The following is a 25,983-nucleotide window of genomic DNA, read 5'->3' on the forward strand; positions in this document are numbered from 1 at the left end:
ACGACTGCCGGGGCGGATGTGGCTACGTCATCAAAACCACCTTCGCCCCGATTCGGGCATCAGGCGACACGCCATAGCCGCTTCGCCTCCTCGGCGATGATGTCGGGGAATTCTTCCTGAAAGAACAGTTTCGCTCCGGGCACGCGGCGGATGCCCTGCGACCGTGGGAACGTGTGATCGAGATAGTCGGCATCCGCCTGCGAGAAGATGTCATCGCTTGCACCCCACACGATCCGCACTGGCACCGTGCTGCGCTTGAGCGACGCTTCGATACCCGCCAGCGGATTGGGCTCCAGCGCGATATGGAACGCGTGGTATTGCGCCCTGCGTAACGGTGAACCGACGAGCGGCGTGACGTAGTACTCGATGGTCTCGTCGGCGAAACGACTCGGATCGCGATAGACAGCCGCACCGAACGTCGAGCGGGCCAGCGCTTTATCGGTCAGCCACCTGGCGGTGGCATCCGCGAGTGTGCCGGCGCGGGCCATCTCGATCGCGGGTTTGACCTTGGGCGGGGGACTATCGGGTTCGACGTCGCAGTTCGTCAGAAGCATTGTCCGCACGCGCTCGGGATAACGGACCGCGAACAACTGCGCGACCGCGCCGCCACTATCGCTGGCGACGATATCGACCCGGGAGATCGCGAGCGTGTCGAGCAGTGCGGCAAGCATGGCTACCTGTGCGTCCGCTCTCAACGATTGATGCTCGGGAACCCCGGAGTATCCGAGGCCCATGAAATCGGGTGCGACACACCGGCGGTAGGGTGACAACCGGTCGATCGCCCCGCGCCATTGAAAACCATTGAGCGGTGCGCCGTGCAAGAACAGAGCCGCGTCGCCCGAACCGCGTTCGACATAGGCGATCTTGCCGAAGGGGAGGTCGGCGAAACGTCGTGCCGCACGAAATGCCGCCGCATCGGTGGGATGTGCAGCACCGGCGCCCGCTGCGCCGAGATAGGGAGCCGCGCGCGATACGCTCGCGCCGACGACAGCGGCGGCCACGGTGGCGCCGGTCAATGCCAGGAACTGTCTACGTTTCACTATCGGGTCTCCATGCGAGCGAGTGCCGCCGCCTGAAAGCATGCTGGCACCGCCGCCCCCAACGGCGCTCGCACAAACGGCTGCCGCTGGGCACAGGCGGATGATTTCCGGTACTTGCAAAAAGCCCGGGCGAGTAGAAGGATCGGGCCATGACCGACCGTCCCTCGTGCTACCCCGGCCCCCCGGCCGCGCTGCTGTCGAGCGTGGGTCGGGAGCGTTTGCCGCTGCTCGACGTACTCACCTCACCGGTTGCCCCCGGACTATTCGATTCGCCGGTGGATGACCGTCATGTGCTTTGTCTTCACCTCGGCGACCCGGTTCCGGTTTCTTACCGCGCGGGAAACCATGAGCGGCAAGGTGTCCGGCTCCATGGTCAGTTCTGCGTCGTGCCCGCACAGTCCAGTACGCGATGGACCGTATCGCGGCCCGCGCGATCGCTGCTTCTCCGCCTGACACCCTCGCTCTTTCGGGACACGGCGGATGCCATGGGCCTGCGCTCGCCAGACGCCGAGCTCGCGCCTTCGATTCATATCCGCGATCCCCAGATCGAACGCATCGGCTGGATGATGCAGGCCGAAGATCACGATGCGTATCCGGGTGGGCGGTTGTTCGCGGACAGCCTCGCCTCGGCACTTGCCGCGCGTTTGCTTGCTCTGCAATCGCGTCGCGGAGCGTCGACGTCCCGGCCGGGTCGCGCGTTGCCGGCATGGCGACTGCGCCATGTGATCGAGTACATCGAAGCGCATCTCGACGAAGACCTCACGCTCGCCGAACTTGCGGGCGTAGCGGGCTTCAGCCTGTCGCATTTCAAGCCGCTGTTCAAACAGGCAGTGGGTATGCCGGTGCATCGTTTTGTCCTCGAACGGCGCGTAGAGCGCGCACGGATACGCTTGCTTGAGGGCGGAATGAGTCTGACGGACATTGCGCTGGAAGCAGGCTTCGCGCATTCGAGCCACATGGCCCGCTGCATGCGGCGCGTGCTTGGACTAAGCCCTATGCAAGTCGCCGATTCGTCCCGATAAACACAGTGCGTTCCCGCACACCGGGACTCCTCCTGTCAGAGGGAATCGGCAATGATCGCGACCCATGCTTCGAAAGACTCGGCGGACCAGTGATTATCGACTTTAAGCCACGTTGCGTCGTAAGGCCGGGGCGTGCCACCAAACCAGTTGAACCAACCTTCCCCGGGCACGTGAACGAGCGGCACGTCGAATTCCTTGATCGCAAAGAGCGATCCCGAAGGAAAGTCATTCTGTACGGGCAGCGTGGGCTTCTTCATTCGTCTATTGAGCCATGCTATGCATCGTCTGTCGCGGCGTCGGCGTTCGGCGCCGGGATAACGGGAAATGCCTGAGCGATAAGTCCATGAACACGATGGCGCGCTTCGGCAGAAACCGGTTTGCCACGTACAGGATCTGGATAGGCACCGAAAAACGAAACGGAGATAGTTAAGATGTCCCCACTATCTCCGTTCCCGTTCCCGTTCCTGGCGCCGAAGGCGGGTCGGATCGGTGGTGTCAGCCGCGCCGCGCCGCTTCGATCGCAGCGATGTCGATCTTAGTCATCTCCATCATGGCGTCGAACGCACGCTTGGCCGCCGCTCGGTCAGGGTCGGTATACGCGGCCGTTAGCGCGCGCGGCGTAATCTGCCACGACAGCCCCCATTTGTCTTTGCACCAGCCACATGCACTTTCCTGGCCGCCGTTTCCGACAATCGCGTTCCACAAGCGGTCCGTTTCGGCCTGGTCGTCGGTCGCAACCTGGAACGAGAACGCCTCGTTATGCTTGAACGCCGCCCCCCCGTTCAGGCCGAGACAAGGGATGCCCATCACGGTGAACTCGACCGTCAAGACATCGCCCTGCTTGCCGTCGGGATAGTCGCCAGGTGCGCGATGGACAGCTCCCAGCTTGCTGTCCGGAAACGTCTCGGCGTAGAACTTCGCGGCGTCCAACGCTGCGCCGTCGTACCAGAGACAAACGGTGTTCTTGCTTACCATCTTGGCTCTCCTGAATGGGGATGGATACGTGGATTCAAGTCGCGTGGGCAGCCGGGCTACTTCGAAAACGTGCGTACCATGGAGTGGCGCGCATGCGTGATCGTCCGCCACGGCGGCGATCAAGTGGCATCGTAACGCTACTTCCGCATGATCGACAGCGGCGGACTGGTCGGGCGTTGCCGGAGCCGCCGGTCATCGTGGCTGTTGTCGTCACGACGACCTCGCGTTCCGTATCCGAAGGTGCCCGGCATACGAGTACCGGAGTCCTGAAGTCGAGGTGCCGGTCCCGGTAGAAGGGTCAGTATCCGTTCGCCGTGATTTTCAGGACCATTCCGCCAAGTTCGCTGTCTTGACCAAATTGGATCGTGACGTTGCTACCACGTTGTTCGCTGCCGTACGGAAAGCTTACCTCTACACGATTCATCTGGAAGGGCCAGCCAAAACGGGTGCCAGGCGACAAGCAGGCGATTGCGCGCATTGCATTGTTGTCGGAGAACTCAACGGCGCCGTGTTCCATCAAGTAGTCGCAGGCTGCTTGAGCAGGTGCGTAGCTGTCATGTATGCAGCGTTTCGCCAGGATTGCATAATCCGCCGAATCCTTGAAGTTCTGGCCCCATGAGGTATGGAACTCCAGTTTTCTGGTTTCATTCGCCTTGACCGATGCGACAAATGTTTTAAGAGGAGCGCACATCTGGTTCTTCGGCGTCTTGGTTGTCGCCCGACACGATAGGGCTGCCGTGCTAAGGCCGATGGCGACAAAAGCTTCCGCCAAGCCAATTTTCTTCATCGGTCCCCCTGATAGCTTTTCGTTGGGTACTGAAGGAGTGTGCGCTCTGGGTCGAAAGTGGATGAGGCCACATCAGGTCTCCTGAAACACTAGTTCGAAGTTATCGGGATCGTGCAGGCTGAATCGCCTCATGCCGTATCCAGACATTGCTGGGGGCTCGATCGTCAAACCCGTTTGAATGAGCGCGGCGTAGGCACGGTCCAGATCCGGGCATCCGATGAACAAGCATGTGTCGGCGTGCCCGGCGACTCTCAATGCATCGCGCATACTTGGCCGCTCGCCAGAGTCGTAAGCCGTGTTGAGCATGAGATCGACGTTTCCAGAACGTAGCCACATCCAATGGGAGAAGCGGCCTTCCGGCGTTTCGACGAAGGGTGATGCCGAAACGACTTCGAAGCCCAGCTTGTCACAGTAAAAAGCCTGTGCTGTCGGCATGTCGAATACCTGTAGCAATGGCGTAAGACCTGCGAGCTTGATTAGCATGAGACCTCCAGGACGTGCTTTCGAAAGGGGCGGAGGTAGCATAGATGAGCTGCCTATCTCCGTACCCGTTCTTTGCCCATTGGCGGAGATTGCAATCGGGCAGTCGGACCAGCAAGCTACGACCGTTGGATTCAGGCTGGTTACGAACCTTCCCGTGGAGTAGATGCCATGCTTGGCGATAAAGACTATTGGTTTCCCGCCAAGAAGTACGGATGGGGTTGGGGGGTTCCGACTCGGTGGCAGGGTTGGTTTGTGATCGCCGCTTACGTCGTTTCTTTAGCCCTGATCAAATGGTTCTTTCAGCCGGGCATTCATACAGTCGGATTCGTTGCTGGCATTTTTGTGGCGACGTGCATTCTTGTTGCCGTGTGCTGGTTCAAAGGCGAGCCACCCAAATGGCGATGGGGCGACGATAGTCAATCTCGGTAGTAACTAGCCCCTCCTACATCGACGCAGGTAGAACTCAACGGATGCGACGTGTCCTTGTTACCGGAAATGCGGGTTAGGGCAAGACGACCTTCGCAAAGCAGCTCGCCGCAATGACCGGTACGTCATACATCGGTCTGGATCGCATCGTATGGCAGCGTGGCTGGAAAAAGACGGATGCGAAGGATCGTCACCAGGCGGAACACGTTATCGCACAATCTCCGTCATGGATTGTCGACGGCGTTTCTGACGTACTCCTGGCCGCCGCCGACACCGTGATCTTCCTGGACGTACCGCGCTATCGCTGCATGTGGCGGGTGTTCTGGCGAAGCCTTCCCTATCTGTTTCGTTCACGGCCAGGGTTGCCGGAAGGCTGTCCCGAAGTGCTGGTGCTTCCGCGCGTTGCCGCGATCATCTGGCGGTATCCAGATCGTCAGGCGCCGAAGGTTCTGGCGGCGGCGCACCCGAACACGTTTATTCATGTCAGAAACAAACGGCAACTTTTTTGTGCTGCCGCTGACGTGTGCGCTGGGATTGCAAAAAATGGAAAGACGGAAGTTCAAAGAGCCTGACTATGTCCGATCCTACTTTTGTTTTTCTCCTGCCTCGCGATGAGGACTCGCCCATCGAGTACGGATGTCACGCGATCATCTACCGCGCTAGTTCACGTCGGTGCATCGGTTGCCGTTGCACTCAATGTCCAGTCGAGCTGTCGTGGCCGGGCATGATGTGAAGAATCGCGCATGCTCACCCTCTATGCTTTCCACGCGAATCATGCGATCGCACTGATGTACCGCCGCGACATCCTGCGCAGCGTTGAACATCGGTACCGTGACGCGAGGGTCGAGGCTTGCGGGCCCACCCGTCGCCGGGGCCGTCGCACCCGAACTGACGGACGGTATGGGTGACGGACTGTCGTTGGTAACGGATTGCATTGTTGCCGGTGCCGGTACGCGCGCAATGCTTGCGGGCGCATGCAGCGATGGATCTGTGGGCCTGACCAGGTCGCATTCCCGGACCGCCGCCTGACCTTTGCCTTCATCGACCAGATGCAGCGCACTGCGAGCGTACAGGATGCCCATTTTCACTTCTTGCCAGACATAGTACGAACGACCGGCCTGTACATCGACGGAGAGTGTTTTTTCGTTTTCGGCTTTCGACGTAATGACATGCTGTCCGGGAGAGAGAAAGACCTGGACGTAAGTTTTCGCGGCCGTATCGCCAACGGCGGCGCCATCGACGAGCAGATGCATCTTGATCGCCGCACCCAGGATCTCATCGCGATAGATATAGACAGTAGCCTTATCCGCGATGGGAACGAATTGCTTGGCTTCGGCATCGGCTCCCTTGTTTGCCATGGGGACGCTCGCGCAACCGCTCACGACAAGAACTACGGCAACGATTGCCGCGGCGATGTACTTATGAATCATGTCCTGCCCCCCGATATTGATTGAAAATCCGGTTTTCGACCGACAGGGGATATCCACGCGCTACCCTCCCTCAGTACCGCGGAGCGCGAAGACATCGACAGCTGGACCGTCCTCCCCTGTGCGAACGGCGGGATGATGTTCGCATAGACATCACTCCAATGCACTGGCTTCGCCAGCGCCGAACGGGCGCGCTGTATCGCCGTTACCGGATGTGTTATCTGGCGCGATTCCCGGATGTCTCCTCGACATGCGCCATAAGCCAGTTCGCGATTTCGCCGACAACCGCCTGCTCGATGCCGTAATAGCCATGCGGCGTCAGGGAGCCGCATGCCTTTTTGGATTTCTTCTCTCCGCCTTCGACGTAAATGATTCGCTTGTCGGGCGAATGCGTCATGGAAGCAAGTATGTGCGGTGCTTCGCCAGGTGGCGCGACGTTGCACTGGTCGCTGCGGTTGGCGACGACCAGTGCGGGGATGCGCACGCGTGCGGGATCGGCATCGAATACCGTTTCGTGGCTTCCGCCCATGATGGAGACGGATTCGGTGAGTACGACACCGGCGACGCTTCCTTCGCGGGCATGTGCCGCGCCATTCATTGCCGCAATCGAACCCTGGCTGGTTCCCAGCAGAAAGACAGGTCCATCGGCGCGATCATGTGCCGCGGCGACCAGATCGCTTACCAGCGATGCGTATTCCGGCGAGCTTCGCAAGCCGCGCAGGTTGTCGCGATCGAGTGCGTCGGGTATCAGCACCGCGAAGCCGCGATCGACCCAGTCCTGCGTTGTTCGCACGACGAAGTTATCGCCATGACGGACGTCTCCATTGGACTCGATGCCCACGTCGCCCGAACCGCCCGGCAGCATCACGAGCGTGGCGCGCGGTCGCGCGGGGGAGGTGTAGAGCACACGCTGTGAGCCGCCACCCCGCAGTTGAAGGTTGAATACCTGGGTGTCGGCACCGTGTTTGTCGGTCCGTTCTTCCCGGCCGCCTTCCGCTCGATCCGAAGTGCGGGCATGTATGGGAGCCGATATCAGGACAGTCAGCGCCATTGCAACGGATGCGGCAAAGCCGATCCGAGAGAATTTTCCGTACATCGATCCATGTCCTTAGTCGGTTCGTTACCAGGTAAAGACGGCGCCCGATGGCGGCACGCGCACGGCTCTTTCAGCGCGCATCGTCACCGCGTTTGCGCTAATGGGGCATGAATTGATATGTCGCAATTTCGTTCGAAAGTTGCGGCGTGGGCCTGAGGATATCTCTCAGGATCGACGCCGCTTCGAACGGGGAAAACTTGCCTCGCCCGTCAGGATTTTCAGCATCGGCGACTTCGCCCCGGGCAGCTTCCCCATCGGACCGAAGAACGCGTCGCGCCACCAGCCGAGAAGGCCGTGGTCGGACTGGAACAGCGGCGTGAGCCAGCGACTCATGTACTGATATGTACGCACATGGCCGCGTCGTTCGCGCCGGTAAGCATCGAGCGCCTTGTCGACGTCGCTATGGTCCCCCAGTGCGTCGGCAAGTGCGGCCGCGTCGAGCAGTGCCATGTTGGCGCCCTGGCCCAATTGCGGACTCATGGCATGCGCGGCGTCGCCGATCACGACCAAGCGTGCATGGTGCGGACAGCGCAGGACCACATCGCGATAGCGGGCCTTCTGCAATTGCGATGCGCTGACGAGATGGGCAACGCGCGGCCCCAGTTCGGGCCAGATGGCGGCGATGCTGTCCCGCATGGCGGCAACGGCCTCGTCGTCGAAACGATCCACCGCCTCGCCGGGCAGGCTGAAGAAGAACGTCGCCCAGTGGCCCTCGTGCCCCGGTCGCTTGCCTACCGGAAGCATGCCGATCATCGAGCGCGTACCGGAATAGCGCTGCTGAAGCTGCGTCGGTGTCGGCCAGTCGTCGGCGGGCAGCAGGCACCATACGGCGCCCCACGGATAAATGGTCTCGCGGGCTACGTGTCCCTCGCAGCCGGCACGCAACGCCGAATGCGCGCCGTCGGCAGCGACGACGAGCTCGTACGGACCGTGGATAGACCCATCGCTATCGCGCAGCGTATGCGCATCGGCATCATAGGAATCGATGTACACGCCGGTGCGTATGCTTGCGGCACCCGGCCACGATTCGCGGAGCAGTTCGAAAAGCGCGCCGCGCGTCATGCCGACACCGAAGCAATCGTCGCGATGGTCCCGGTAGCGCATGGCCATGACGGCGCGACCGCGCGGCGTGGCGCCGTGTAATTCGTCGATGCGTTGCCCGAGTGCGAGCGCCTTCTCGTGCAGGCCGAGTCGCGCAAGCACGGCGAGGCCCGTTGGCTGGAGAAGGAATCCGGCGCCCACCGGACCGAGTACGGGACTCTTTTCGAAGACGGTGACGTCGTGACCCTGAGCGGACAAAAACAGGGCAGCCGCTTGCCCGGCCGTTCCGTAGCCTACGATGGCGACTTTCATGGTTTCCCGCCCTGTCTGATGGGGGAAGCTTAACAAGTCCTCGTCCCAAATCGCGCCCCCGTGGCGGCCCGGATGGCGAAGGATTATCTTGGGGCATCCGCCGGACCCGGAACGCGCCACGCCATGGGTTTCGTCCACCACGTACCGCCAAGGCCCTTCGACTCGCTGATCGAATCGATCTGGGACTACGATTGCGCGCCCGTGGCGCATGCCTTCGAACGCATCCTTCCCGCTCCTGGCGCGTCGTTGATCCTCAATCTCCTGGAAGACGAAACCCGTGTTTATGCGGACGATCTGGGTGTTTCATGCACGCGCTCGGCGGGTAGCGTGGTCAGCGGCCCGTACACGCGCAGTTTCGTTATCGACACGCATGAACAGCAGCGGGTGATGGGTATCGTGTTCCGGCCCGGAGGCGCGTGGCCGTTCTTCGGTACCGACCTCGATGTCCTGAGCAACAACGATGTCGCGCTGGACGCGGTCTGCGGCGCATCGGCGCGGGCACTGCGCGAGCGACTCCTGCACACGGTCGATCCGGCGCGACGCATTGCGTTATTGCAGGCGTGGCTGATCGGTCGGGCGCGAGGAACGGGGCCGAGCGATGTCATTGGCGGGGCGCTGGGTCTGCTGGACGCCGATCCGGCGGTCGTCCGGATCGGCGATGTCGTCGCCGCTACCGGGCTGTCGTCACAGCGCTTCGGGCAGCTGTTCCGCGCGCAGGTCGGACTGAGTGCGAAGCAGTACGCACGGCTCCAGCGCTTCCGTATCGTCATTGCGACCCTTGGCCATGGCCGCGCCGTGGACTGGGCCGGGGTGGCCGCCGATGGCGGTTTCTGCGACCAGGCGCATCTGGTCCACGAGTTCCGTTCCTTCGCCGGGATGACTCCTGGCGATTACCTGCGCCGCCGGGGCGAACACGTCAATCACGTGCCACTGGCATGAGGCCCGGAAAAACTACAATACGCCGCGTGCCCCATGGCGCAGGATCGGCTCAACGAAACCTAAGCCGGAGAACCCCATGAAGAACGGCAGCACCATCATTCCGTGTCTGCGCTATCGCGATGCGCATGCCGCCATCGACTTCCTGTGTCACGCGTTCGGCTTCGAACGTCAGGCGGTCTACGAGGACGACAAAGGCGAGGTGCAGCATGCCCAGCTGACCTATGGAGCCGGCATGATCATGCTCGGCTCGGTACGTCCGGATACGGATTTCGGCCAGCGCATCGTCCAGCCGGACGAGACCGGTGGAAAGGAAACGCAGTGTGCCTATGTGGTCGTCGTCGACTGTCGGGCCCATTACGAAGCGGCGAAAGCCGCGGGCGCGACGATCGTGGACGACTACGCCGAAAAGGACTACGGCGGCGCCGGCTATGGCGCGCGCGATCCGGAAGGCCACCTGTGGTCGTTCGGAAGCTACGACCCCTGGCCGGGGTCGTAGCGGGACGAAACGTTACTTTGCCGGCTTCTTGAACCGGTAAACGAACTGGTCCGTCTTGCCCCGGATCGACGGGTCGAACACCTTGACGGTGTGGGTGTCGGCCGGGTTGCGCAGCACGTTGCTCTCGCCGTCGAATACGAAGCCGACGGATTCGACCTGTTTGCGTACCAGCGCCGGGTCGATGCGATGCAGCGTATTGGTATCGCGAAGACCCGAACCGGCTTCGGCCACATGGTCGACGATGACGAATGTGCCACCGGGCTTCAGGGCGTCGAACACCTGCTTGTCGAAGGTGGTCAGGTCGACCTTGCCCATGAAGGGATCGGGATAGTCGTGGTAGTTCTGCGAGGTGAACACGACGTCCACCGGCTCGGGCAGGCTCACGGCCGCCGCGGGCTGCACGAGCACCACGACATTGGCGTAGTGCGGCTTAGCCGCCAGGGCCTTCGAGCCGTCGACGTCCGACTGGGCTTCCTTGGCGTACTCGGTGGGCCAGATGGCGAAGACGCGGCCTTGCGATCCGACGATGCCGCTGAAGACGCGGGTGAAATAGCCGCTGCCGGGGATCAGTTCCGCGACGCGCTGACCGGGCTTGATGCCCGCGAACGTGGCCAGATCGGCGACTTTGCGGCGGGCGTCGTTCTTGGTGTCGTCCTTGCGGTCTGGGTCGTTCACGGCGGCGGTGACATAAGCCGGTACCGCGCCGGGCGTTTTCGCGGGAGACGAGGCGATGGCGGCGGCGGGCAGGGCAAGGGCGATCAGGATGGCGATAGCGTTCAGGCGCATAACGAACTCCATGACGGGGGGTAGCCGCGGCATTGTGCGCCAAATTATGGTGCATGCGCTGTGTGGCGGCTTATGACATCCCGTGCTCGACCATCCGCAGCCGGATCGCATCGTTCGCGATGGCGGCCAGCGCGCGCATGCCGCGATCCTGTACCGCATCGAGCGAACGCGGTTTGCGATCCAGCACACACAGGACGCCCACCGTATGCCCGTCGGGCGACCGGACCGGATACCCCGCGTAAAAACGGATGTGCTGATCGCCGGTCACCAGCGGGTTGTTCGCGAAACGAATGTCCTTGCGTGCATCTTCGACGACGAGTACGCCGTTGTCGGAACGGGCGTGATCGCAGAAGGCCCAGTCGCGCGGCGTCTGATGCATCTCGGTGCCCTGGCGCGACTTGAACCATTGCCGTTGCCCGGTCAGCAGGGTCAGCAGCGAGACCGGCGTTCCCACGATCAGACCCGCCAGCCAGGTGATGCGATCGAATGCGGGTTCGGCGGGCGTGTCGAGCAATCCGGTGCGTGCAACGGCGCGCAGGCGTGCCTTCTCGTCATCGGACACGGGATAGTCGGGCTCGTCCAGGGCATGCAGTTCGGTGGATACGTCGGCAGCGAGTCTGTGGACGTCCGTTGGCTGGGTGCCACCGGCCGTGCGCTCGTCGAGCAGCCCGAGTACGGCGCTGCGCCGCATCCGACGGTGGCCGCCCGGCGTTTTCCACGAAGCGATATCCCCGCTTTCGATCCACTTCTGCGCGGTGCTGACCGACACGCCCAGTAACTCCGCGGCATCCCGCGTCGTCAAGGTAGGATCGGCCGCCGGAACGTTGTCGTTTTTGTTCTGGGTGGCCAAATGACGAGGGCGGCAATGCAGGAATTCACCAAGCTAACACAGCCGTATGCGAGTGGTCGTCAAGTTTTTTCTTGCTGGTTAAACATTCGCCGCGAACACGATTCCCATATCGCGACGCCGACAAGAACCAGGGTAACGAGCCCGCCGACCATGAGATGGTCGGTCAGTCCGCCCAGTGCGGCGACGACCACCAGCGCAGCGAGTCCGGCGAGGTGCGATAGCGGTACGCGACCGTAAACCACGGCCTTGTACGCAAGGTTTCCCATCAGATAAAGCGCCGGTCCGCCCACCAGTACGGCGAGTGCCGCGGGTTCCGCATGCGCGGCGGGCTCGGCGACGATCAGGTCGTTGCCCACCGCGCCGACGATGATGCCGCCCACCAGCGTGACGTGCACATAGTGGAAGTACGCACCGACGCGACCGGGGTCCGTCGAGCGCACGATGGCTTCGCTTCCGTCGCCGCTGCTGGTGTCGAAGTACAGCCACCACATAGCGACGCTGGCGATGAAGCCGGTGAGCAGGGCGATCAGGATCGGCATGTCCCATGCGACATGCGCGAAGCTGGCGCCCACGGCGAGGACGGATTCGCCGAGTGCGACGATCACGAACAGCTGGCAGCGTTCGGCCAGGTGTCCGCCTTCGATGGTCCAGTCGCGCGTACTCGACCGGCCGAGAAAGGGCACGCGGAAGCCGGTCATGGGCGATATGTACTCGCAGAGTACCGCGACGATCCAGAGCATCATGCGGGTGCTCCCGGTCGCGAGCGCGCCCGCAATCCAGAACACGGCGGCGATGCACAACCAGACGAGCATGCGTCGGAAATTGGCCGCGAGCGAATGATCGCGCCCCAGGTGCAGCAGGACGAACAGCGTGCGTCCGACCTGGATCGTGACGTAGCACGCGGCGAAAGCCAGGCCGCGTCCGGCGAAGGCTTCCGGTATGGAGGCGGCCATCACCAGACCGACGAGCATGATCGTGATGATCAGTACGCGGACGGGAAGCCGTTCGGGATCGAACCAGTTGGTCACCCAGGAGGTGTACTGCCAGCCCAGCCAGACGGCGAACCAGAGGACCAGCGTCTGCAGCGCGCCGACGGCATCCATGTGCGTAAGCAGATGGTGCGATAGCTGGGTGACCGCGAACACATAGACGAGGTCGAAAAATAATTCGATGTTCGAGACTTTCGCCTCGTGGCCGTCACGCGCACGAAGCAGGCTCGCCGATCCCAACAGTTTCATCGCAGGCTCCCCTGAGCGGAAGGTCGTCCCCGCTACGGTCAGGGCGCAGGAACGACCATACCCTCAACGCTCCCGCAGGTCATGCGTTATGCCAGTCGTCGGGACCTGCGTCCGGCCATGACATCAGGGGCGACTTTGCGTTTCGCAGGGTGCGGGATGCCCGCGACGGGGTCTTGAACAGGGCAAGCGCGAGGTGACCGGGGTTGCCTGACGACGATGAGGTCATAACGACGTTGTCAGGAGTCTCGCCGACCTGGCCACTGACCCGGTCAAAACGACCCGGTCGACGGATAAGTCATTGAGCGGATACGTAGCTCGTGTTTGGCATGGTCGTTGATACAGCCCCGTATCCATCTGTTGAGATCACGACATGCTTTCTCCCGAACACCGCGCCATCGTCAAGGCAACCGTTCCGTTGCTCGAAGCCGGAGGCGAGGCGCTGACGACCCACTTTTACCGGATGCTTCTGACCGACCACCCGGAGCTGCGGCCCTATTTCAATCAGGCCAGCCAGCAAAGCGGCGAACAGCAGCGAGCGCTCGCCCATGGCGTGCTGATGTATGCCCGGCATATCGACCGCTTGCAGCACCTGGGCGATCTGGTGACGACGATCGTGAACAGGCACGTGTCATTGCAGGTACGTGCCGAGCACTATCCGGTCGTGGGGGCTTGCCTGCTGCGAGCCATGCGTGAGGTGCTGGGTGAAGACATCGCCACCGACGCGGTGATCGAAGCATGGCGTGCGGCGTATTTCCAGCTGGCCGACATTCTCGTCGGTGCGGAAAAAACGGCTTACGACAGCGTCGCCGACAGTCCGGGCGGCTGGCGTGGTGGACGATCGTTCACCGTGATGGCGAAGATCCGGGAAAGCAGCGAGATCACTTCGTTCTGGCTCGAGCCGACGGACGGCGATGCCGTCGTCGCGCACGAGCCCGGACAGCACGTTGGCTTGCGAGCGTTCGTCGACGGTGCGGAAGTGCATCGCAGTTATTCGCTTTCGTCCATCGCGGACGGCAAGCGCTATCGCATCAGCGTGAAGCGTCGCCCCGATGGTGTCGCATCGAAGTACCTGCACGATGGCGTGCATACCGGTGACACCGTTGAACTGTTTCCCCCGGCCGGCGATTTCGTGCTGGAAGATAGCGGGAAGCCGCTCGTCCTGATCAGTGGTGGCGTGGGCATTACGACGACCCTGCCGATGCTTCAGGCGGCATTGGCCGCGGATCGTCCGGTTCATTTCATCCACGCGGCACGGCACGGCGATGCCCATGCGTTCCGCGACTGGATCGACGATCTTGCCGGGCGTCATCCCCGGTTGAAACGCTATTACTGCTATGAGGTACACGACGGCGAGAAATCTATGCCCGATGCAACAGGCTTTCTCGATGTAGCCCTGCTGGCGACATGGATGCCGTCGACGCGCGATGTCGACGTATACGTTCTCGGCCCCAGGCCATTCATGCGAGCCATCCGGTCCCAGCTGCGCGAGCTGGGCGTGCCGGATGCGCGGGTTCGTTACGGGTTCTTCGGGTCGCCGTCGTCGCTGGATTGAGTCAGCGGCAACGCCACGCTGAATCCTTGTAGGAGCCCGCTTGCGGGCGAAAGCCAACGGAGCGGCGATGCCGTGGGCGACATCCGCAGCCAGGATATCGGGCTGGCGGATGTGAGCATCAGGCTTCGTCGCCCTGTTGGCTTTCGCCCGCAAGCGGGCTCCTACAGGAGGGGGTTGCCAGAGACATCGGGTTACACGAGGTTTCGCCCCGCCTGGAGGGCCTTTCGTCGGAAGAGGCCTTCCCTGCCTGGGCCCTGGCGCTATGCTCGCCGGCAATTGATCGGGGAGCTAACCGGATGAGCGGCCTGTTTTTCCTTGCACGGATCGTGTTCGCATGGGCGGTGGCGATGGCCATCGCGATCGTCGCGTGGCTGGCCATCGGCTGGTTCGGCGATCCGCCCTGGGTGTTGTTCGCCGCCGGCTTCGCGTGGCTGGGCTTTCTGCTGATTCGTGCGGTCAGCCACCTGCATCGCATACAGCTGATCGCCGGCCGCAAGGACAGCAGCCTTCTGGCGAATCGGCAGCGCCGTCATATCGAGGTGCCGTACGACGCGGACGAAGCGTTCGACATTATCGACGCAGCCGTGCGCGAACTGCCGCGCGTTACCCATGTGGAAAGCGCTCGCGACAGTCTGCAGGTTCGCGCCCGCATTCGTCAGGTCGAACCCTTCAGCCGCGAGCAGCCGGCTGGCAAAGGCAAAGGCCGGCGCGAGCACCGTTTCATGCTCCAGGCCACGGTCACGCCGGGCGACGGCAGCAGCAGCGTCACGCTTATCTGCGAACCCGAGCATGGCGCATGGTTCGACTGGTTCATCGCCGACGGCGGCGGCAGCCTCGAGAATGCCGAAGCAATCGTCCGTGCCATCGCGCGTCGTGTCGCCGAGCGGCGTCGTCGCGAACAGGCCGAAGCGCGACAGACCGCGACCGAAAAAGAACTGACCGTCGCGCAGCTTGGTCTGCTGCAAGCCCAGGTCGAGCCACATTTTCTCTACAACACCTTGGCGAATGCCCAGCAACTGGTGCGCATCGACCCACCCCGCGCCGACGAGATGCTCGGGCACCTGATCGACTACCTGCGCCGTTCCTTGCCTCGCGTCGACGGATCGCTGTCCACGTTAGGCGAGGAGCTGGACCGCTCGCTGGCCTATCTCGAAATCCTGCGGCTGCGCATGGGCGACCGGCTGGCCGTGCATGTCGACGTACCTGCGAATCTGCGCGGCGATCCGTTGCCTTCGATGATGTTGCAGACCGTGGTGGAAAACGCCATCAAACATGGTCTCGAACCGAAGACTGGCGGTGGCGGCGTGTGGATTCGCGCCACACGGCAGGGCAGCGTGCTTTCGCTTACCGTGGCGGACGACGGCCTGGGTTTCCGCAGCGACGGTGCGGGAACGGGCATCGGCCTGAAGAATCTGCGCGAACGTCTGCGCCTGACTTACGGCGCCGCGGCGACCTTCGTCATCGTCGCGAACTTCCCGAATGGCGTCGCCGCGACGATCGCGGTGCCGGTCGGAACGAAGGAGGGTGTCGTTCATGCCTGATTGCATCATCGCGGAAGACGAAGCGTTGCTGCGCGACGCGCTCGCCAGTATGTTGCGCGACGCGTGGCCTTCGCTGGATATCGCACAGTCGTGCGAGGACGGTGGCGAAGCACTCGATGCCATTGCCACGCACCATCCCGACATCGCCTTCCTCGATATCCGCATGCCGGGACTGAACGGTTTGCAGGTGGCCGCGGCCGCGGCGGAAGCCAGTCCGTCCACGTTGATCGTCTTCGTCACCGCCTACGACCAGCACGCCATCGAAGCGTTCGATCGTGGCGCCATCGACTATCTGCTGAAACCGGTCACAGCCGAACGCCTGGAACGCACGTTGGCCCGCGTACGCGCCAGGCTCGCGGAGGGGCGTCGCGACCCGGCCGCGCTGGCGTCGCTTGCCAACGAACTGCACGATCCGGAGCCGGATGCCGCGAATGAGCCGTTGACCTGGATCACCGCCAGCGCAGGCCGGGAAACGCGCCTGATCCTGATCGATGACGTTGTGTATTTCCGGGCGGACAGCAAGTACACGATGGTGGCGACGGCGGAAGGCGAGGCACTGCTGACGCGGCCGCTTCGCGACCTGTTGCGTCAGCTCGATCCGAGAATGTTCCGCCAGATCCACCGTTCGACGATCGTGAATCTCCGGCAGATTGCTTCGGTGATTCGCGACGATACCGGCAAAGGTGCGCTACGACTGCGCAACCGGCCGGAAACGCTGAGCGTAAGCCAGCCGTTCATGGTGTTGTTCCGTGCGATGTAGCGCGGGCGCCAATCGAAGGGAGCAAAAGTCATGCGCATCCTGGTCGCGTTCGTTTATTGCCTGATGTCGCTCGCGGGTTGCGCGGATGGACGCGGCCGCACGATGGTCGTGAACTCCAGCGTCAACGGCGACACCACACTCGACAGTCGTACCGATCTCGATCTTGGTACGGCGGCATTTCATTGCCTGCACAGCGCGTCGGGACAATGTCACTACGCGCTGTTCGTCAATGGCCGTTCGTTCCGGACCTTCTCGCTTGCGGCGGGCGACGATCTGAAACTGGTGGGACTTCCCGACGACTTCGTGCAATGCGTAACGCAGCAGCCCGATACGGTCACCGCCGACTGCAAGCCGGCGGCGCGGAAATCGTAAGCCGGCGTAGTTACCAGGTCAGATCGTCGGGTACCTGGAACTGCTTGTAATACTCGTCGTCTTCGTCGCCGGTGCTTTCGCCGGGTGTGCCGTGGTCGAGCAGGATGACGGACGCATCGCGTGCATAGATCTTGTCGGCAGCGGGGCGCGGCAGCAGCGCATAGCTGCTGTCGTCGCGGGCAATGACCAGGACGCCTTTCGCCAGTTGTACGCGAAGGGCTTCGTTGACCAGCAGCGTCTTGATCTTGTCGCCATCGGTGAAGCGGTACTCCAGTTCGCCCTCGCGCTTGACCTTGTGAGCGCCGATGATCTGGCGAATCTGCGCGCGTACTTCGTTTGCCTGGGCCTGCGTTTTGCGTTCGGCTTCGATGGCCCGATCGCGTTCGGCCTTCTCGGTTTTCAGGCGCTGCGCATCGACCTGTTCCGCAGCCGGTGGGACAGGCGCCTTGCCCTGACGCTGCTTCGTCTGTTCGCGAACCGCCTGGGCTACCTTGCCCTTGGTCGTCAGGCCGGCCTTAAGTAATTGTTCCTGCAAAGGGTTACGCATCTGCATCGTTATTCGTTGAGTCGGGACCGATTGTAGCTCGTGCCCGTCTCAGGGGGGTCTTGTCAGTGTTACGAACGCCTGCTCCTGCGCATCGCGGCGAATCATGCCGCGTCCGGGCCGGTCCAGATCCAGCGTCACGTAGACGACGAGCGCCGTGAGCAAGGCGAAACCAAGATGGCCAAAGGGATGTACGACGCCGGACAGCGCCGAGGCATAGCCGCTGGTCAGGGCGGTAGCCGTCGCCATCACGAACAGCAGCAGGACGATGACGTCGGGGATATGGATGGCGAGCGCGACCTGCCGGATGTGCGACAGGCCGAACATACGCTCCAGCGCAGGGGACATCTGGCTGGTAGCCAGCGTGTTGGAAGGATCGTGCGAGAGCGTTGCCACCCGCCTCCATATTTCGTCTTCGAGCATGGTCAACCGGGCCGCGATCTCTTCGCGTGTCGACGGGTCCTTTTCCGCGCGATAAAGCGCCACGTGCCCGTCGACGTATCGCGCCAGGTCGGCCCGGATCGCCGCTCCAGCGTCGTCGGGATAGAGTTCGGTACGCTGGATTGCCGTACGTATCGCGTTCGCGGTATCGATCATCGTCGCGCCGCGTGCGTCGTAGCGCGATGCGGCGCCCGAAAAAGTAAACGCCAGCAGCAGGCTCAACAGACCCAGCAGGCCACCTTCGACGGCACGGATCGAACTATCCCGCATGCCGCGCCTTCTGGCACGACGTGCCAGTACCGTGCCCGCCAGGGTAGCGAGCAGCATGGCGACGGCAAGGCCTATGCAAAGGACAAAGGCATCGATGCGATAAAGCCAGGAAGCGTCCATCGAAACATCATCTCCCGATGCACCGTGAAAGCGACGTCAGGCCGCCTGTCCGTTATTGGGAATGCGCACGCGGACACGCAGTCCGCGCCCCAGTGGCGAATCCAGCAAATCGATCGTCGCGCCGTGGAAATGTGCGGCACGCTGCACGATGGAAAGCCCCAGGCCGAATCCGTCGCCGCCGGTTCCCGGCTCACGGTGAAAACGCGCGAATACCAGCTCGCGACGCTCCGGAGGGATGCCGGGGCCATCGTCGACGACGTCGATAGTGACTTCCTTCGCGTCCTGCGCAATAGACAGGGACACCTGGCCTCCCGCCTGCACATGGCGCAGCGCGTTCTCCAGCAGATTGCGCAGCATGGCCCCGAGCGCCGCCTCGTAACCCAGCATCGGAATGTGTTCGGGCAGCGACGCCACGCTGAGTTCGACGTCGCTATCGGCGATCAACGGAGACAATTCTTCGATGGTGTCCCGGGCGACGCGCCCCAGATCGACCGCCACGCGCGGTCCCGCGGCCGCACCGGCTTCGAGGCGGGCGAGGGCCAGCAACTGCTCGATGCGTCGCGCAAGCGATTCCAGGCATTCGCGCGCGGAGCCGAGCGCGACACTGGCGTCCTCGCCACGCGGCACAGCCATGGCGTTTTCGAGGTTGATCATGGTGGAGGAGAGCGGCGTGCGCAGTTCGTGCGCGACATCCGCGCTGAAACGCCGTTCGCGCTCCAGTGCGTCTTCGATACTGCCGATCTGCGCGTTGAGTGCGGCAACGACCGGTTCGAGTTCGCGGGGCGCATCGTTCAGCACGATAGGCTCGCGGCTTCCGGGCTCGCGCGCCGTCAGCGCGCCGACCAGGGCATCGAGAGGACGCAGTCCGCGCCGGACCGCCCAGCCGATAAGCAAGGCAAGCAACGGCAGCAGGATCAGCGGCGGCAGTCCATGTTCGATCCACAACGCATGCGTAATGTCGTGCCGGCTGTCGTAGCGCTCGCCCACGCGAATGGTGACGCCCTCATCCGGATCGGCCAGCGTATACACGCGCCACAGATGGTCGTCGGCTCTCGTGTCCTGAAAATCGCCATCCGCGTCGGCGCCGTCCGGGCGAGGCAGCGCGAGGAGATTGTCGGTAGCGAGGATGGCGCGGCCTTGACGATCGAACACCTGGTAGCCGACTTCCGATTCGAACGTGTGTCCCTGCACCGTGATCGGATTGTCGCGAACCCCGGAAATAGGCACGTGAAGCCGGCTGTCCACTTGCTCGCGCAGTGCATCCACACCGATATGCCTGACCAGCACATCCAGCGTTCGCGCAGCCTGGGCCAACCGGCCGTCGGAAAGTTCGTCGATTTCCGCCAGTGTTTTCTTGAAGCTGAAGAAACCGAGCGGCACGACGATAACCATCATCAGGCCAATGATCAGCCAGCGCAGGCGGGTCAGAATACTCATGGATTTCATGCGGCGTCCCGCGGAATCATGTATCCGAAGCCGCGCACGGTCTGGATCGCTTCGAAGCTGAGCTTGCGTCGCACGGCGTGCACCAGTACTTCGAGCGCGTTCGCGCTCATGGCGCTGTCGAGTCCGTAAATGGAATTTTCCAGCGTTTCGCGCCGCACGATCCGTCCCGCCCGTTCGAGCAGAATCTGCAGCAGCGAGAACTCCCTACGGGTCAGGTCCACCCGCTGGCCGCGATAGTTGACTTCGGATGTCGCGAGATTCATGGACAGGGCACCGGCTTCCACCAGATTGTCCGCAAGACCCTGGGCGCGCCGGGTCAGCGAACGAATGCGTGCCGCCAGTTCGTCGAGATGAAAGGGCTTCACGAGGTAGTCGTCGGCACCGGCATCCAGTCCCTGAATGCGCGATTCCAGCGCGTCGCGGGCGGTCATGACGATTACGGGCGTGCCGACCCGGGCACGGCGGGCCTCGATCAGCACGTCCAGTCCATCTTTACCCGGCAGGCCGAGATCCAGAAGGATCAGGTCGGCGGTCTGGTCGCGAAGCGCCATCAGCGCCTCGCCACCGTTGCGAAGCCAGGTAACCGTGTAGGAGAGGCGCTCCAGCGCGCGCTGAATGGCTGCGCCCAGCTGGAGGTCGTCCTCGACGACGATGATGTGCACGGGTGGGTGTCTCCTTGGCCTTCCTTCGGAGCGAACCATATCGTATTGGTTGTGCTTTAAGAGCGTTGCGGTGTGCGGTGGTGTCGTGGGGAACCAGCCGGCCCCCTCGCCCTCCTACCGGGCCCGGCGAGGGGGCCGGCTGGTTCCGCCGAGCGGTGAGGCCATGGGTGTGACGAGCAAAGCGAGCCGCTGACGTTCCCTCACGCACCTCACCCCTCACCGTCATTCCTGCGCAGGAATGACGGTGAGGGGGAGGCATGCCAACGGAAATCGGGCAGGTCGGCTTCCGGTTTTTCATTCGATCTGCGGCACAGTTATATGGCCGTACAATGCCGACCGGGGAAGCATCACTTGGGGGAAATACATGTCGACCGGTCAGGATCAGCAGCTCGAGCGGCTGACGTTTTTTTCGGATGCGGTGTTCGCGATCGCGATCACCTTGTTGATTATCGAGATCCATGTGCCGCATCCGGAGGTGTCCACGGATAAGGAATGGCTCATTACGCTCGCGAATCTCATTCCGAATTTCGCCGGTTTCGTACTCAGCTTCATCGTGGTCGGAGCGATGTGGGTCGCGCATCATCGGGTGTTCGGGATGCTGCGGCGCCTCGATCCCACCCTGGTCTGGCCGAACCTCGTCCTTCTGATGGCGGTTGCTTTCATGCCGTTTTCCACGGCATTGATGAGTTCCCACTCGGCGGAAAGAGTGCCGGAACTCTTCTATGCGTTCACGCTGATCGTGGCCGGGCTGTTGCAGATACGCCTGATCCGGCGCGCACTGCGCGAGCCTTTCCTGAAGCCCGACGTATCCGCCGCCGATATCGCCATGATCCGCCGCCGCAGCCTTGCGTTGCCGATCATGGCGTCCATCGCCTTCGTACTTGGTTTCTTCTGGCCCGGATTCAGCAATCTTCCGCTGGTGTTGATGCCGGGCGTGGTCGTCCTGTTCGCGCGCTGGCGCCGGGGGAAGCATCCCGAGCCGGACACCGGGGCGGTGGGTGGCTGAAATTACGCGGGCGAATACGCTTCTTCCAGCGGGAAACCCTCGTCCAGCCAGCCCGTCACGCCGCCGGCCATGAGTTTTACGGGACGTCCCAGTTGCGCCAGGCGTACCGCCGCTCTTGCCGCGCCATTGCAATGCGGTCCCGCGCAGTAGACGACGAAAAGCGTATCGGCCGGCCAGGCGGCCATGCGAGACGCGATGATCTTTCCGTGCGGAAGACTGACGGCGCCGGGCAGGTGGCCACGTTCGTACAGCGCGGGCGACCGTACGTCGAGCAGGACGAAATCGGCGTCCGGCCGGGCCATGGCGTCGTGGGTATCCCAGCAGTCGGTTTCGAATGCGAAGCCGGCCTCGAAATGCGCCAGAGCCCGTGCGGACGGGGCGGCGGGAACGCGGGTGACTGCGGTGGGCATGGGCGGGTTCCGGGTAGTGGATGTGGGCCCATTGTTCCCCCGGGCCCTTCGGTCTTACAGTGGCGGTATTGCCATTGTTCGATCAAATCAGGCCATTCATGCCGATGCCCGCGAAGATGCCCAATCCGCTTGTCATGGCCCTTGTCTACGACGGGTTGTGCAACTTTGAATTCGCTTGCGCGGCCGAGGTCTTCGGACTTCCACGCCCCGAGCTCGACGCGAGCTGGTATCGCTTCGAGACCTGCGCGACGGAATCCGGACCGCTGCGCGCGGCATACGGTATGCGTATCGCGGCCGACCACGGCCTTTCCCTGTTGCCCGAGGCCGGGACGATCATCGTGCCGGGGTGGAAAGGCATCGATGTTCCCGTTCCTCCGGCTTTGATTCGCGCGTTGCGCGCCGCGCACGAACGCGGCGCGCGACTGGTGTCGATCTGCTCGGGAGCATTCGTACTCGCGGCGACAGGCCTTCTCGATGGCCGCCGGGCGACCACGCACTGGCGTTATGCCGATGCGCTGCGCACGCGTTATCCCGCCATCGAAGTGGATGCCGATGTGCTGTACGTCGACGAGGGCCAGGTGATGACGTCGGCGGGAAGCGCGGCGGGCCTCGACCTTTGTCTGTATCTGGTGCGCCGCGATCACGGACCTGCAATCGCGAACGCGGTGGCGCGTCGACTGGTAGTTCCACCCCATCGCGAAGGCGGGCAGGCGCAGTTCGTGGAGCGGCCCGTCGCCACGCGCGAGCGCGATGCGATGTCCTCGGTACTCGACTACATGCAGCGACACGCCGTCGAACCACTCACCATCGCGGCGCTGGCATCGCGCGCGACGATGAGCGAGCGCACGTTCCTCCGCCGTTTCCGTCAGGCGACAGGCGAGACGCCGGGCGACTGGCTCGTCAAAGCGAGGCTGGAACGCGCGCGCGAACTGCTGGAAACCACGAACCTGTCGATGGACCGGATCGCACAGCAAAGCGGATTCGGAACGTCGATGACGTTGCGTCATCATTTCCGGGAACGTCTGGGCGCCAGTCCCACCAGCTACAGGGCACGTTTCGCCGCCAATTGACCGTCGTCCACGTGGAGCCGTGGCGGCGAAGGCATGCGTATTTCTACGTTGCCATGCGTAGGTGGAACTGCGGTACCGGGATGCGTGGCGATGGTGCCTCATTGGATCACCGCTTCGCTTCCCCGGACATACGCAGATGCATACCCACTTTGCGCCATTCTTTCTGTCGCGTGTGGCTGTCGCCGGCCTCGTCGCGCTGACCTTTTTCGCGGCTCCCGCTGCCCACGCCGACCGGGCCGACCCGTGGGACGGCAACCTGCATTCGACGATCAGCGTCTATGGATGGTTGCCCGGCATTACCGGGCAGACGCGCTTCCGCGTGCCCGATGGTTCTGTCGTGCAGAACGATTCGGACAGCGATATTTTCAGCAAGCTCAGCGGAGCCTTCATGTTGTCGGGCGACATCAGAAAGGGCAACTGGGGCATTTATGGCGATATCGACTGGGTGAAGTTCAGCGACAGGAAAGGCCGCGTCGTTTCGATCGGCGGCGAGCGTATCGGCGCTAACGGGAGCCTCGATACCAACTGGAATGCCAAGGGCGGCATGGTCACCCTGGCGGGTATCTATACGTTGGGTCACGGCGATCAGGGCTATGTCGATCTGCTGGTCGGCGCGCGCTATCTGTGGCTGAAGGGTAATGTGTCCTGGGATTTCGGGTTGGCGGGAAACGGCGGTCGACTGGATATCGCCGATAGTGGCCACGTTCACGGACAGACGCATGTCACGGACGGCATCGTCGGCGTGCGTGGCCAGTGGACGCCGTTTCCAAGCCACAGGATTTTCATTCCGTATTACTTCGATATCGGTACCGGGGATTCCGATCATACCGAGCAGTACGCGCTTGGCATCGGTTATGCATTTCACTGGGGCGATATCGCACTGAACTACCGCGACGTGGAGTATCACGAGAACAGCGATGCGAAGTTCATTCGCAAAGTCCGCTTGAGCGGACCAAGCTTCAATATCTCGTGGCACTTCTGAGTTTGACGATGGCGCGCTAAGCTCCGCTGAACCGACAAGCGGGACTTTTATGACAAACGATATTGTGTCGTCCGCCGCCGACGACGAAAACCGTGCCGTGCTTCGGGAGATGGTGGAGCAGGGCGACGATCTCTCCATTCCGCGCGAGATGGATTTTTCCATCCTCTTTCCGACGGAGGGCGCTGCCCTCGAGTTCGCGATTCATCTGCTTCGGAACGATCTTAAAGTGTCGTTCTCGGCATATGAAGAAAACGAAGAACTGCCGTGGGAAGTTCGGGTTCATCCCTTCATGCTGCCGACGGTAGAAAATATCTCGGGTTTCGAGACGTTGCTCGCCGACGGCGCCGAACCGCTTGGCGGTAGCAACGACGGTTGGGGTTGCGAGTCGCAGGGGTGAGAGAGCGTCTCTCACCCCCTGACGCTATGCTTCACGCTTTGGCGTGCTGCTCGACGGCATCCATCACGCGTGCCGAATAGACGAGCGCCGCGCCCGCGTTGAGCGCGATGGCGACACCCAGTGCCTCCGCGATTTCCTCGCGGCTGGCACCATGCTTCAGCGCTTCGCCAGTGTGCACGGTGATACAGCCGTCGCAACGCGTGGTCACGGCCACGGCCAGTCCGATCAGTTCACGGGTCTTGGCGTCCAGATGGCCGGTTTTCTGCCCAGCTCTGGAAAGCGTCTGGTAGCCGGCAATCGTATCGGGGGTGAGCTTGCCGAGCTCGCCTATCTTGCTCATCAGTTCGTTGCGATATGTCAGCCAGTCGAGCATGGGATGTCTCCATCGATCGCGATGCGGTGGGCGGGTTGCTCGCCGCTGTCGATACTATGGACTCGTGGGGAAACCGGCGACATCGCTTGTCGCCGCGGTCGATTGCCCATTCGTCTCAATCGTTGCCGCTGAGTTGGCGGCGATAAGCGCTGGGCGACTGACCCTTTTCGCGCTCGAAGGCGCGGATAAAGGCGGAGTCCGACTGGAAGCCAACCGACGCGGCGATCTGGCCGACATTCTCTTTCGTGCGCGACAGCCTGACCGCCGCGGCATCCATGCGCATGCGCGTAAGCATGGCCGCCGGTGTGTCCTGTGTCGTCTTTTCGAAGAGACGGATGAAGCTGGCGCGCGACATGTGGCATGCGTCCGCAAGGGCGGGAACCGTCACGTCGTCCATGTATCGCGTCAGCATCGTCACGGCGGCCGGCCGCAGGCGCGGTTCGCGCAACAAACCGAGAATGCCTTGCAGATGGCTGTCGGTCCGCCACCAGTAACGGAGGGTAAGCGTGAATAGCGTCAGGGAGAGAGAGCCCATGAGCGCGCGCGATCCATCCGAAGGGTTCTGTATCTCGTAACGCATCAATGCCACGACCGACCGTGCGGCCTCGGCGCAGGGGCCTTCCCCCACGGGCAGATGCAGTAGGCGAGGCAGTGCGCGAAGCAGCACGGTGGCGCCTTCGCCGAAGTCGATGAGGCCGCAGAACAGATCGAGTGCCGGAGCGCTTTCGTCGTCGCCCTTGCGCCACTGCACCAGCGGATGGGGTCTTAGCCGGTAAGCCGGCGGCGCGGCGCCTTCGTCTTTCGCGTTCGCCGCGAGGGTGTGCCTGTCTCCGCCCGGCAGCACGATGACGTCACCCGCTCCTGCGACGAAGGGCGGCTGTCCTGCGATCTCGACGTAAAGCTCGCCGTCGACGACGACGTGATATCGCACGGTGCCCGGCGCCTCGGCCTCGTGAATCAGCGACCAATGCCCCGACCACTGGCAACGGGCATCCATATTCCCTCGCCCGGGATGGGCCTCGATCAGTTCGCTGAGAATATCCATGACGCGGAGACCTTGATAGTGCGGTTGAGACGATAGGGCAACGGAGCGCGACGCTGGCGCATAGGCGTTCTTAT

The 25,983-nt window shown here is 62.7% G+C and carries 30 protein-coding genes; 12 read left to right on the plus strand and 18 right to left on the minus strand.

The features are described 5' to 3' along the window. Positions 1-59 precede the first annotated feature (59 nt). Positions 60-1,040 (minus strand): alpha/beta fold hydrolase, encoded by a 981-nt coding sequence (locus tag AC3IR3_RS00765; RefSeq protein ID WP_489195166.1) that lies wholly within the window; start codon positions 1,038-1,040, stop codon positions 60-62. 149 nt (positions 1,041-1,189) lie between these two features. On the opposite strand from AC3IR3_RS00765, the gene AC3IR3_RS00770 reads away from it, so the two are divergent. Then, positions 1,190-2,062, plus strand: coding sequence for a helix-turn-helix domain-containing protein (locus tag AC3IR3_RS00770; RefSeq protein ID WP_489195167.1), 873 nt, complete (start codon positions 1,190-1,192; stop codon positions 2,060-2,062). A 35-nt stretch (positions 2,063-2,097) separates the two neighbouring features. On the opposite strand, the gene AC3IR3_RS00775 is transcribed toward AC3IR3_RS00770, so the two are convergent. The 4 genes from AC3IR3_RS00775 to AC3IR3_RS00790 all read right to left on the minus strand — a co-directional run bounded on the left by AC3IR3_RS00775 (position 2,098) and on the right by AC3IR3_RS00790 (position 4,307). Beyond that, positions 2,098-2,319, minus strand: coding sequence for a hypothetical protein (locus tag AC3IR3_RS00775; protein ID WP_489195168.1), 222 nt, complete (start codon positions 2,317-2,319; stop codon positions 2,098-2,100). Between the two features lie 238 nt (positions 2,320-2,557). After that, positions 2,558-3,037 carry a VOC family protein gene (locus AC3IR3_RS00780; RefSeq protein WP_489195169.1) on the minus strand — a complete coding sequence of 160 codons (480 nt, stop codon included), beginning with the start codon at positions 3,035-3,037 and terminating at the stop codon, positions 2,558-2,560. A 298-nt stretch (positions 3,038-3,335) separates the two neighbouring features. Beyond that, complete coding sequence (locus AC3IR3_RS00785; protein ID WP_489195170.1) at positions 3,336-3,824, minus strand: hypothetical protein; 489 nt, start codon at positions 3,822-3,824, stop codon at positions 3,336-3,338. Positions 3,825-3,896: 72 nt separating this feature from the next. After that, positions 3,897-4,307 carry a VOC family protein gene (locus AC3IR3_RS00790; RefSeq protein ID WP_489195171.1) on the minus strand — a complete coding sequence of 137 codons (411 nt, stop codon included), beginning with the start codon at positions 4,305-4,307 and terminating at the stop codon, positions 3,897-3,899. Between the two features lie 539 nt (positions 4,308-4,846). Between AC3IR3_RS00790 and AC3IR3_RS00795 the strand changes: the two genes are divergently transcribed. Further along, positions 4,847-5,305: a P-loop NTPase family protein gene (locus AC3IR3_RS00795; protein ID WP_489195172.1), complete on the plus strand. Its 459-nt coding sequence runs from the start codon at positions 4,847-4,849 to the stop codon at positions 5,303-5,305. 87 nt (positions 5,306-5,392) lie between these two features. On the opposite strand, the gene AC3IR3_RS00800 is transcribed toward AC3IR3_RS00795, so the two are convergent. From AC3IR3_RS00800 to AC3IR3_RS00810, 3 genes are all read right to left on the minus strand, one after another. Then, positions 5,393-6,091 carry a DUF2846 domain-containing protein gene (locus AC3IR3_RS00800; protein WP_489195173.1) on the minus strand — a complete coding sequence of 233 codons (699 nt, stop codon included), beginning with the start codon at positions 6,089-6,091 and terminating at the stop codon, positions 5,393-5,395. A gap of 286 nt (positions 6,092-6,377) precedes the next feature. Beyond that, entirely contained in the window at positions 6,378-7,211 is an 834-nt protein-coding gene (locus AC3IR3_RS00805) for an alpha/beta hydrolase (RefSeq protein ID WP_489195174.1), read from the minus strand. 210 nt (positions 7,212-7,421) lie between these two features. Further along, entirely contained in the window at positions 7,422-8,609 is a 1,188-nt protein-coding gene (locus AC3IR3_RS00810) for an FAD-dependent oxidoreductase (protein WP_489195175.1), read from the minus strand. A gap of 123 nt (positions 8,610-8,732) precedes the next feature. Here AC3IR3_RS00810 and AC3IR3_RS00815 point away from each other — a divergent pair, with 123 nt between their 5' ends. Both AC3IR3_RS00815 and AC3IR3_RS00820 read left to right on the plus strand, forming a co-directional pair. Then, the gene (locus AC3IR3_RS00815; RefSeq protein ID WP_489195176.1) at positions 8,733-9,548 is read left to right on the plus strand and encodes a DUF6597 domain-containing transcriptional factor; all 816 of its coding nucleotides are present in this window, start codon (positions 8,733-8,735) and stop codon (positions 9,546-9,548) included. Positions 9,549-9,624: 76 nt separating this feature from the next. Beyond that, positions 9,625-10,044: a VOC family protein gene (locus AC3IR3_RS00820; protein WP_489195177.1), complete on the plus strand. Its 420-nt coding sequence runs from the start codon at positions 9,625-9,627 to the stop codon at positions 10,042-10,044. A 12-nt stretch (positions 10,045-10,056) separates the two neighbouring features. On the opposite strand, the gene AC3IR3_RS00825 is transcribed toward AC3IR3_RS00820, so the two are convergent. The 3 genes from AC3IR3_RS00825 to AC3IR3_RS00835 all read right to left on the minus strand — a co-directional run bounded on the left by AC3IR3_RS00825 (position 10,057) and on the right by AC3IR3_RS00835 (position 12,918). Beyond that, a complete protein-coding gene (locus AC3IR3_RS00825) occupies positions 10,057-10,830 on the minus strand; it encodes a class I SAM-dependent methyltransferase (protein WP_489195178.1) in 774 nt (257 codons plus the stop codon). 70 nt (positions 10,831-10,900) lie between these two features. Next, positions 10,901-11,632 (minus strand): helix-turn-helix domain-containing protein, encoded by a 732-nt coding sequence (locus AC3IR3_RS00830; protein WP_489195179.1) that lies wholly within the window; start codon positions 11,630-11,632, stop codon positions 10,901-10,903. A 107-nt stretch (positions 11,633-11,739) separates the two neighbouring features. Beyond that, entirely contained in the window at positions 11,740-12,918 is a 1,179-nt protein-coding gene (locus AC3IR3_RS00835; protein WP_489195180.1) for a low temperature requirement protein A, read from the minus strand. Positions 12,919-13,288: 370 nt separating this feature from the next. On the opposite strand from AC3IR3_RS00835, the gene hmpA reads away from it, so the two are divergent. From hmpA to AC3IR3_RS00855, 4 genes are all read left to right on the plus strand, one after another. Then, complete coding sequence (hmpA, locus tag AC3IR3_RS00840; protein WP_489195181.1) at positions 13,289-14,470, plus strand: NO-inducible flavohemoprotein; 1,182 nt, start codon at positions 13,289-13,291, stop codon at positions 14,468-14,470. A gap of 296 nt (positions 14,471-14,766) precedes the next feature. Then, the gene (locus AC3IR3_RS00845) at positions 14,767-16,011 is read left to right on the plus strand and encodes a sensor histidine kinase (RefSeq protein WP_489195182.1); all 1,245 of its coding nucleotides are present in this window, start codon (positions 14,767-14,769) and stop codon (positions 16,009-16,011) included. After that, on the plus strand, positions 16,004-16,771 hold the full coding sequence (locus AC3IR3_RS00850; protein WP_489195183.1) for a LytR/AlgR family response regulator transcription factor: 768 nt from the start codon (positions 16,004-16,006) through the stop codon (positions 16,769-16,771). The genes AC3IR3_RS00845 and AC3IR3_RS00850 overlap by 8 nt, the downstream gene beginning before the upstream one ends. A gap of 30 nt (positions 16,772-16,801) precedes the next feature. Then, positions 16,802-17,143, plus strand: a complete 342-nt coding sequence (locus AC3IR3_RS00855; protein ID WP_489195184.1) for a hypothetical protein — start codon at positions 16,802-16,804, stop codon at positions 17,141-17,143. A 10-nt stretch (positions 17,144-17,153) separates the two neighbouring features. Here AC3IR3_RS00855 and AC3IR3_RS00860 read toward each other — a convergent pair whose 3' ends face one another. From AC3IR3_RS00860 to AC3IR3_RS00875, 4 genes are read right to left on the minus strand one after another with little or no spacing between them, the layout of a single operon-like run. Next, positions 17,154-17,690 carry a DUF2058 domain-containing protein gene (locus AC3IR3_RS00860; RefSeq protein WP_489196991.1) on the minus strand — a complete coding sequence of 179 codons (537 nt, stop codon included), beginning with the start codon at positions 17,688-17,690 and terminating at the stop codon, positions 17,154-17,156. Positions 17,691-17,738: 48 nt separating this feature from the next. After that, the gene (locus AC3IR3_RS00865) at positions 17,739-18,518 is read right to left on the minus strand and encodes a bestrophin-like domain (protein ID WP_489195185.1); all 780 of its coding nucleotides are present in this window, start codon (positions 18,516-18,518) and stop codon (positions 17,739-17,741) included. Positions 18,519-18,554: 36 nt separating this feature from the next. Further along, positions 18,555-19,955 (minus strand): sensor histidine kinase, encoded by a 1,401-nt coding sequence (locus AC3IR3_RS00870; protein ID WP_489195186.1) that lies wholly within the window; start codon positions 19,953-19,955, stop codon positions 18,555-18,557. A 5-nt stretch (positions 19,956-19,960) separates the two neighbouring features. Further along, on the minus strand, positions 19,961-20,626 hold the full coding sequence (locus AC3IR3_RS00875; protein WP_489195187.1) for a response regulator: 666 nt from the start codon (positions 20,624-20,626) through the stop codon (positions 19,961-19,963). A gap of 364 nt (positions 20,627-20,990) precedes the next feature. Between AC3IR3_RS00875 and AC3IR3_RS00880 the strand changes: the two genes are divergently transcribed. Further along, complete coding sequence (locus AC3IR3_RS00880; RefSeq protein ID WP_489195188.1) at positions 20,991-21,632, plus strand: TMEM175 family protein; 642 nt, start codon at positions 20,991-20,993, stop codon at positions 21,630-21,632. Between the two features lie 2 nt (positions 21,633-21,634). Here AC3IR3_RS00880 and AC3IR3_RS00885 read toward each other — a convergent pair whose 3' ends face one another. Next, a complete protein-coding gene (locus AC3IR3_RS00885; protein WP_489195189.1) occupies positions 21,635-22,042 on the minus strand; it encodes a rhodanese-like domain-containing protein in 408 nt (135 codons plus the stop codon). Positions 22,043-22,146: 104 nt separating this feature from the next. Here AC3IR3_RS00885 and ftrA point away from each other — a divergent pair, with 104 nt between their 5' ends. The 3 genes from ftrA (at position 22,147) to AC3IR3_RS00900 (ending at position 24,491) form a co-directional block, all read left to right on the plus strand. After that, positions 22,147-23,112, plus strand: a complete 966-nt coding sequence (gene ftrA, locus AC3IR3_RS00890; RefSeq protein ID WP_489196992.1) for a transcriptional regulator FtrA — start codon at positions 22,147-22,149, stop codon at positions 23,110-23,112. A 136-nt stretch (positions 23,113-23,248) separates the two neighbouring features. Beyond that, positions 23,249-24,094, plus strand: a complete 846-nt coding sequence (locus AC3IR3_RS00895; protein ID WP_489195190.1) for a hypothetical protein — start codon at positions 23,249-23,251, stop codon at positions 24,092-24,094. A gap of 49 nt (positions 24,095-24,143) precedes the next feature. Beyond that, the gene (locus AC3IR3_RS00900) at positions 24,144-24,491 is read left to right on the plus strand and encodes a ribonuclease E inhibitor RraB (protein ID WP_132142552.1); all 348 of its coding nucleotides are present in this window, start codon (positions 24,144-24,146) and stop codon (positions 24,489-24,491) included. Between the two features lie 31 nt (positions 24,492-24,522). On the opposite strand, the gene AC3IR3_RS00905 is transcribed toward AC3IR3_RS00900, so the two are convergent. Then, positions 24,523-24,864 carry a carboxymuconolactone decarboxylase family protein gene (locus AC3IR3_RS00905; protein ID WP_132142551.1) on the minus strand — a complete coding sequence of 114 codons (342 nt, stop codon included), beginning with the start codon at positions 24,862-24,864 and terminating at the stop codon, positions 24,523-24,525. Positions 24,865-24,979: 115 nt separating this feature from the next. Continuing rightward, positions 24,980-25,909 carry an AraC family transcriptional regulator gene (locus AC3IR3_RS00910; RefSeq protein ID WP_489195191.1) on the minus strand — a complete coding sequence of 310 codons (930 nt, stop codon included), beginning with the start codon at positions 25,907-25,909 and terminating at the stop codon, positions 24,980-24,982. Between the last annotated feature and the right edge of the window lie 74 nt (positions 25,910-25,983).

Source organism: Luteibacter sp. GL_149, from assembly GCF_057834065.1.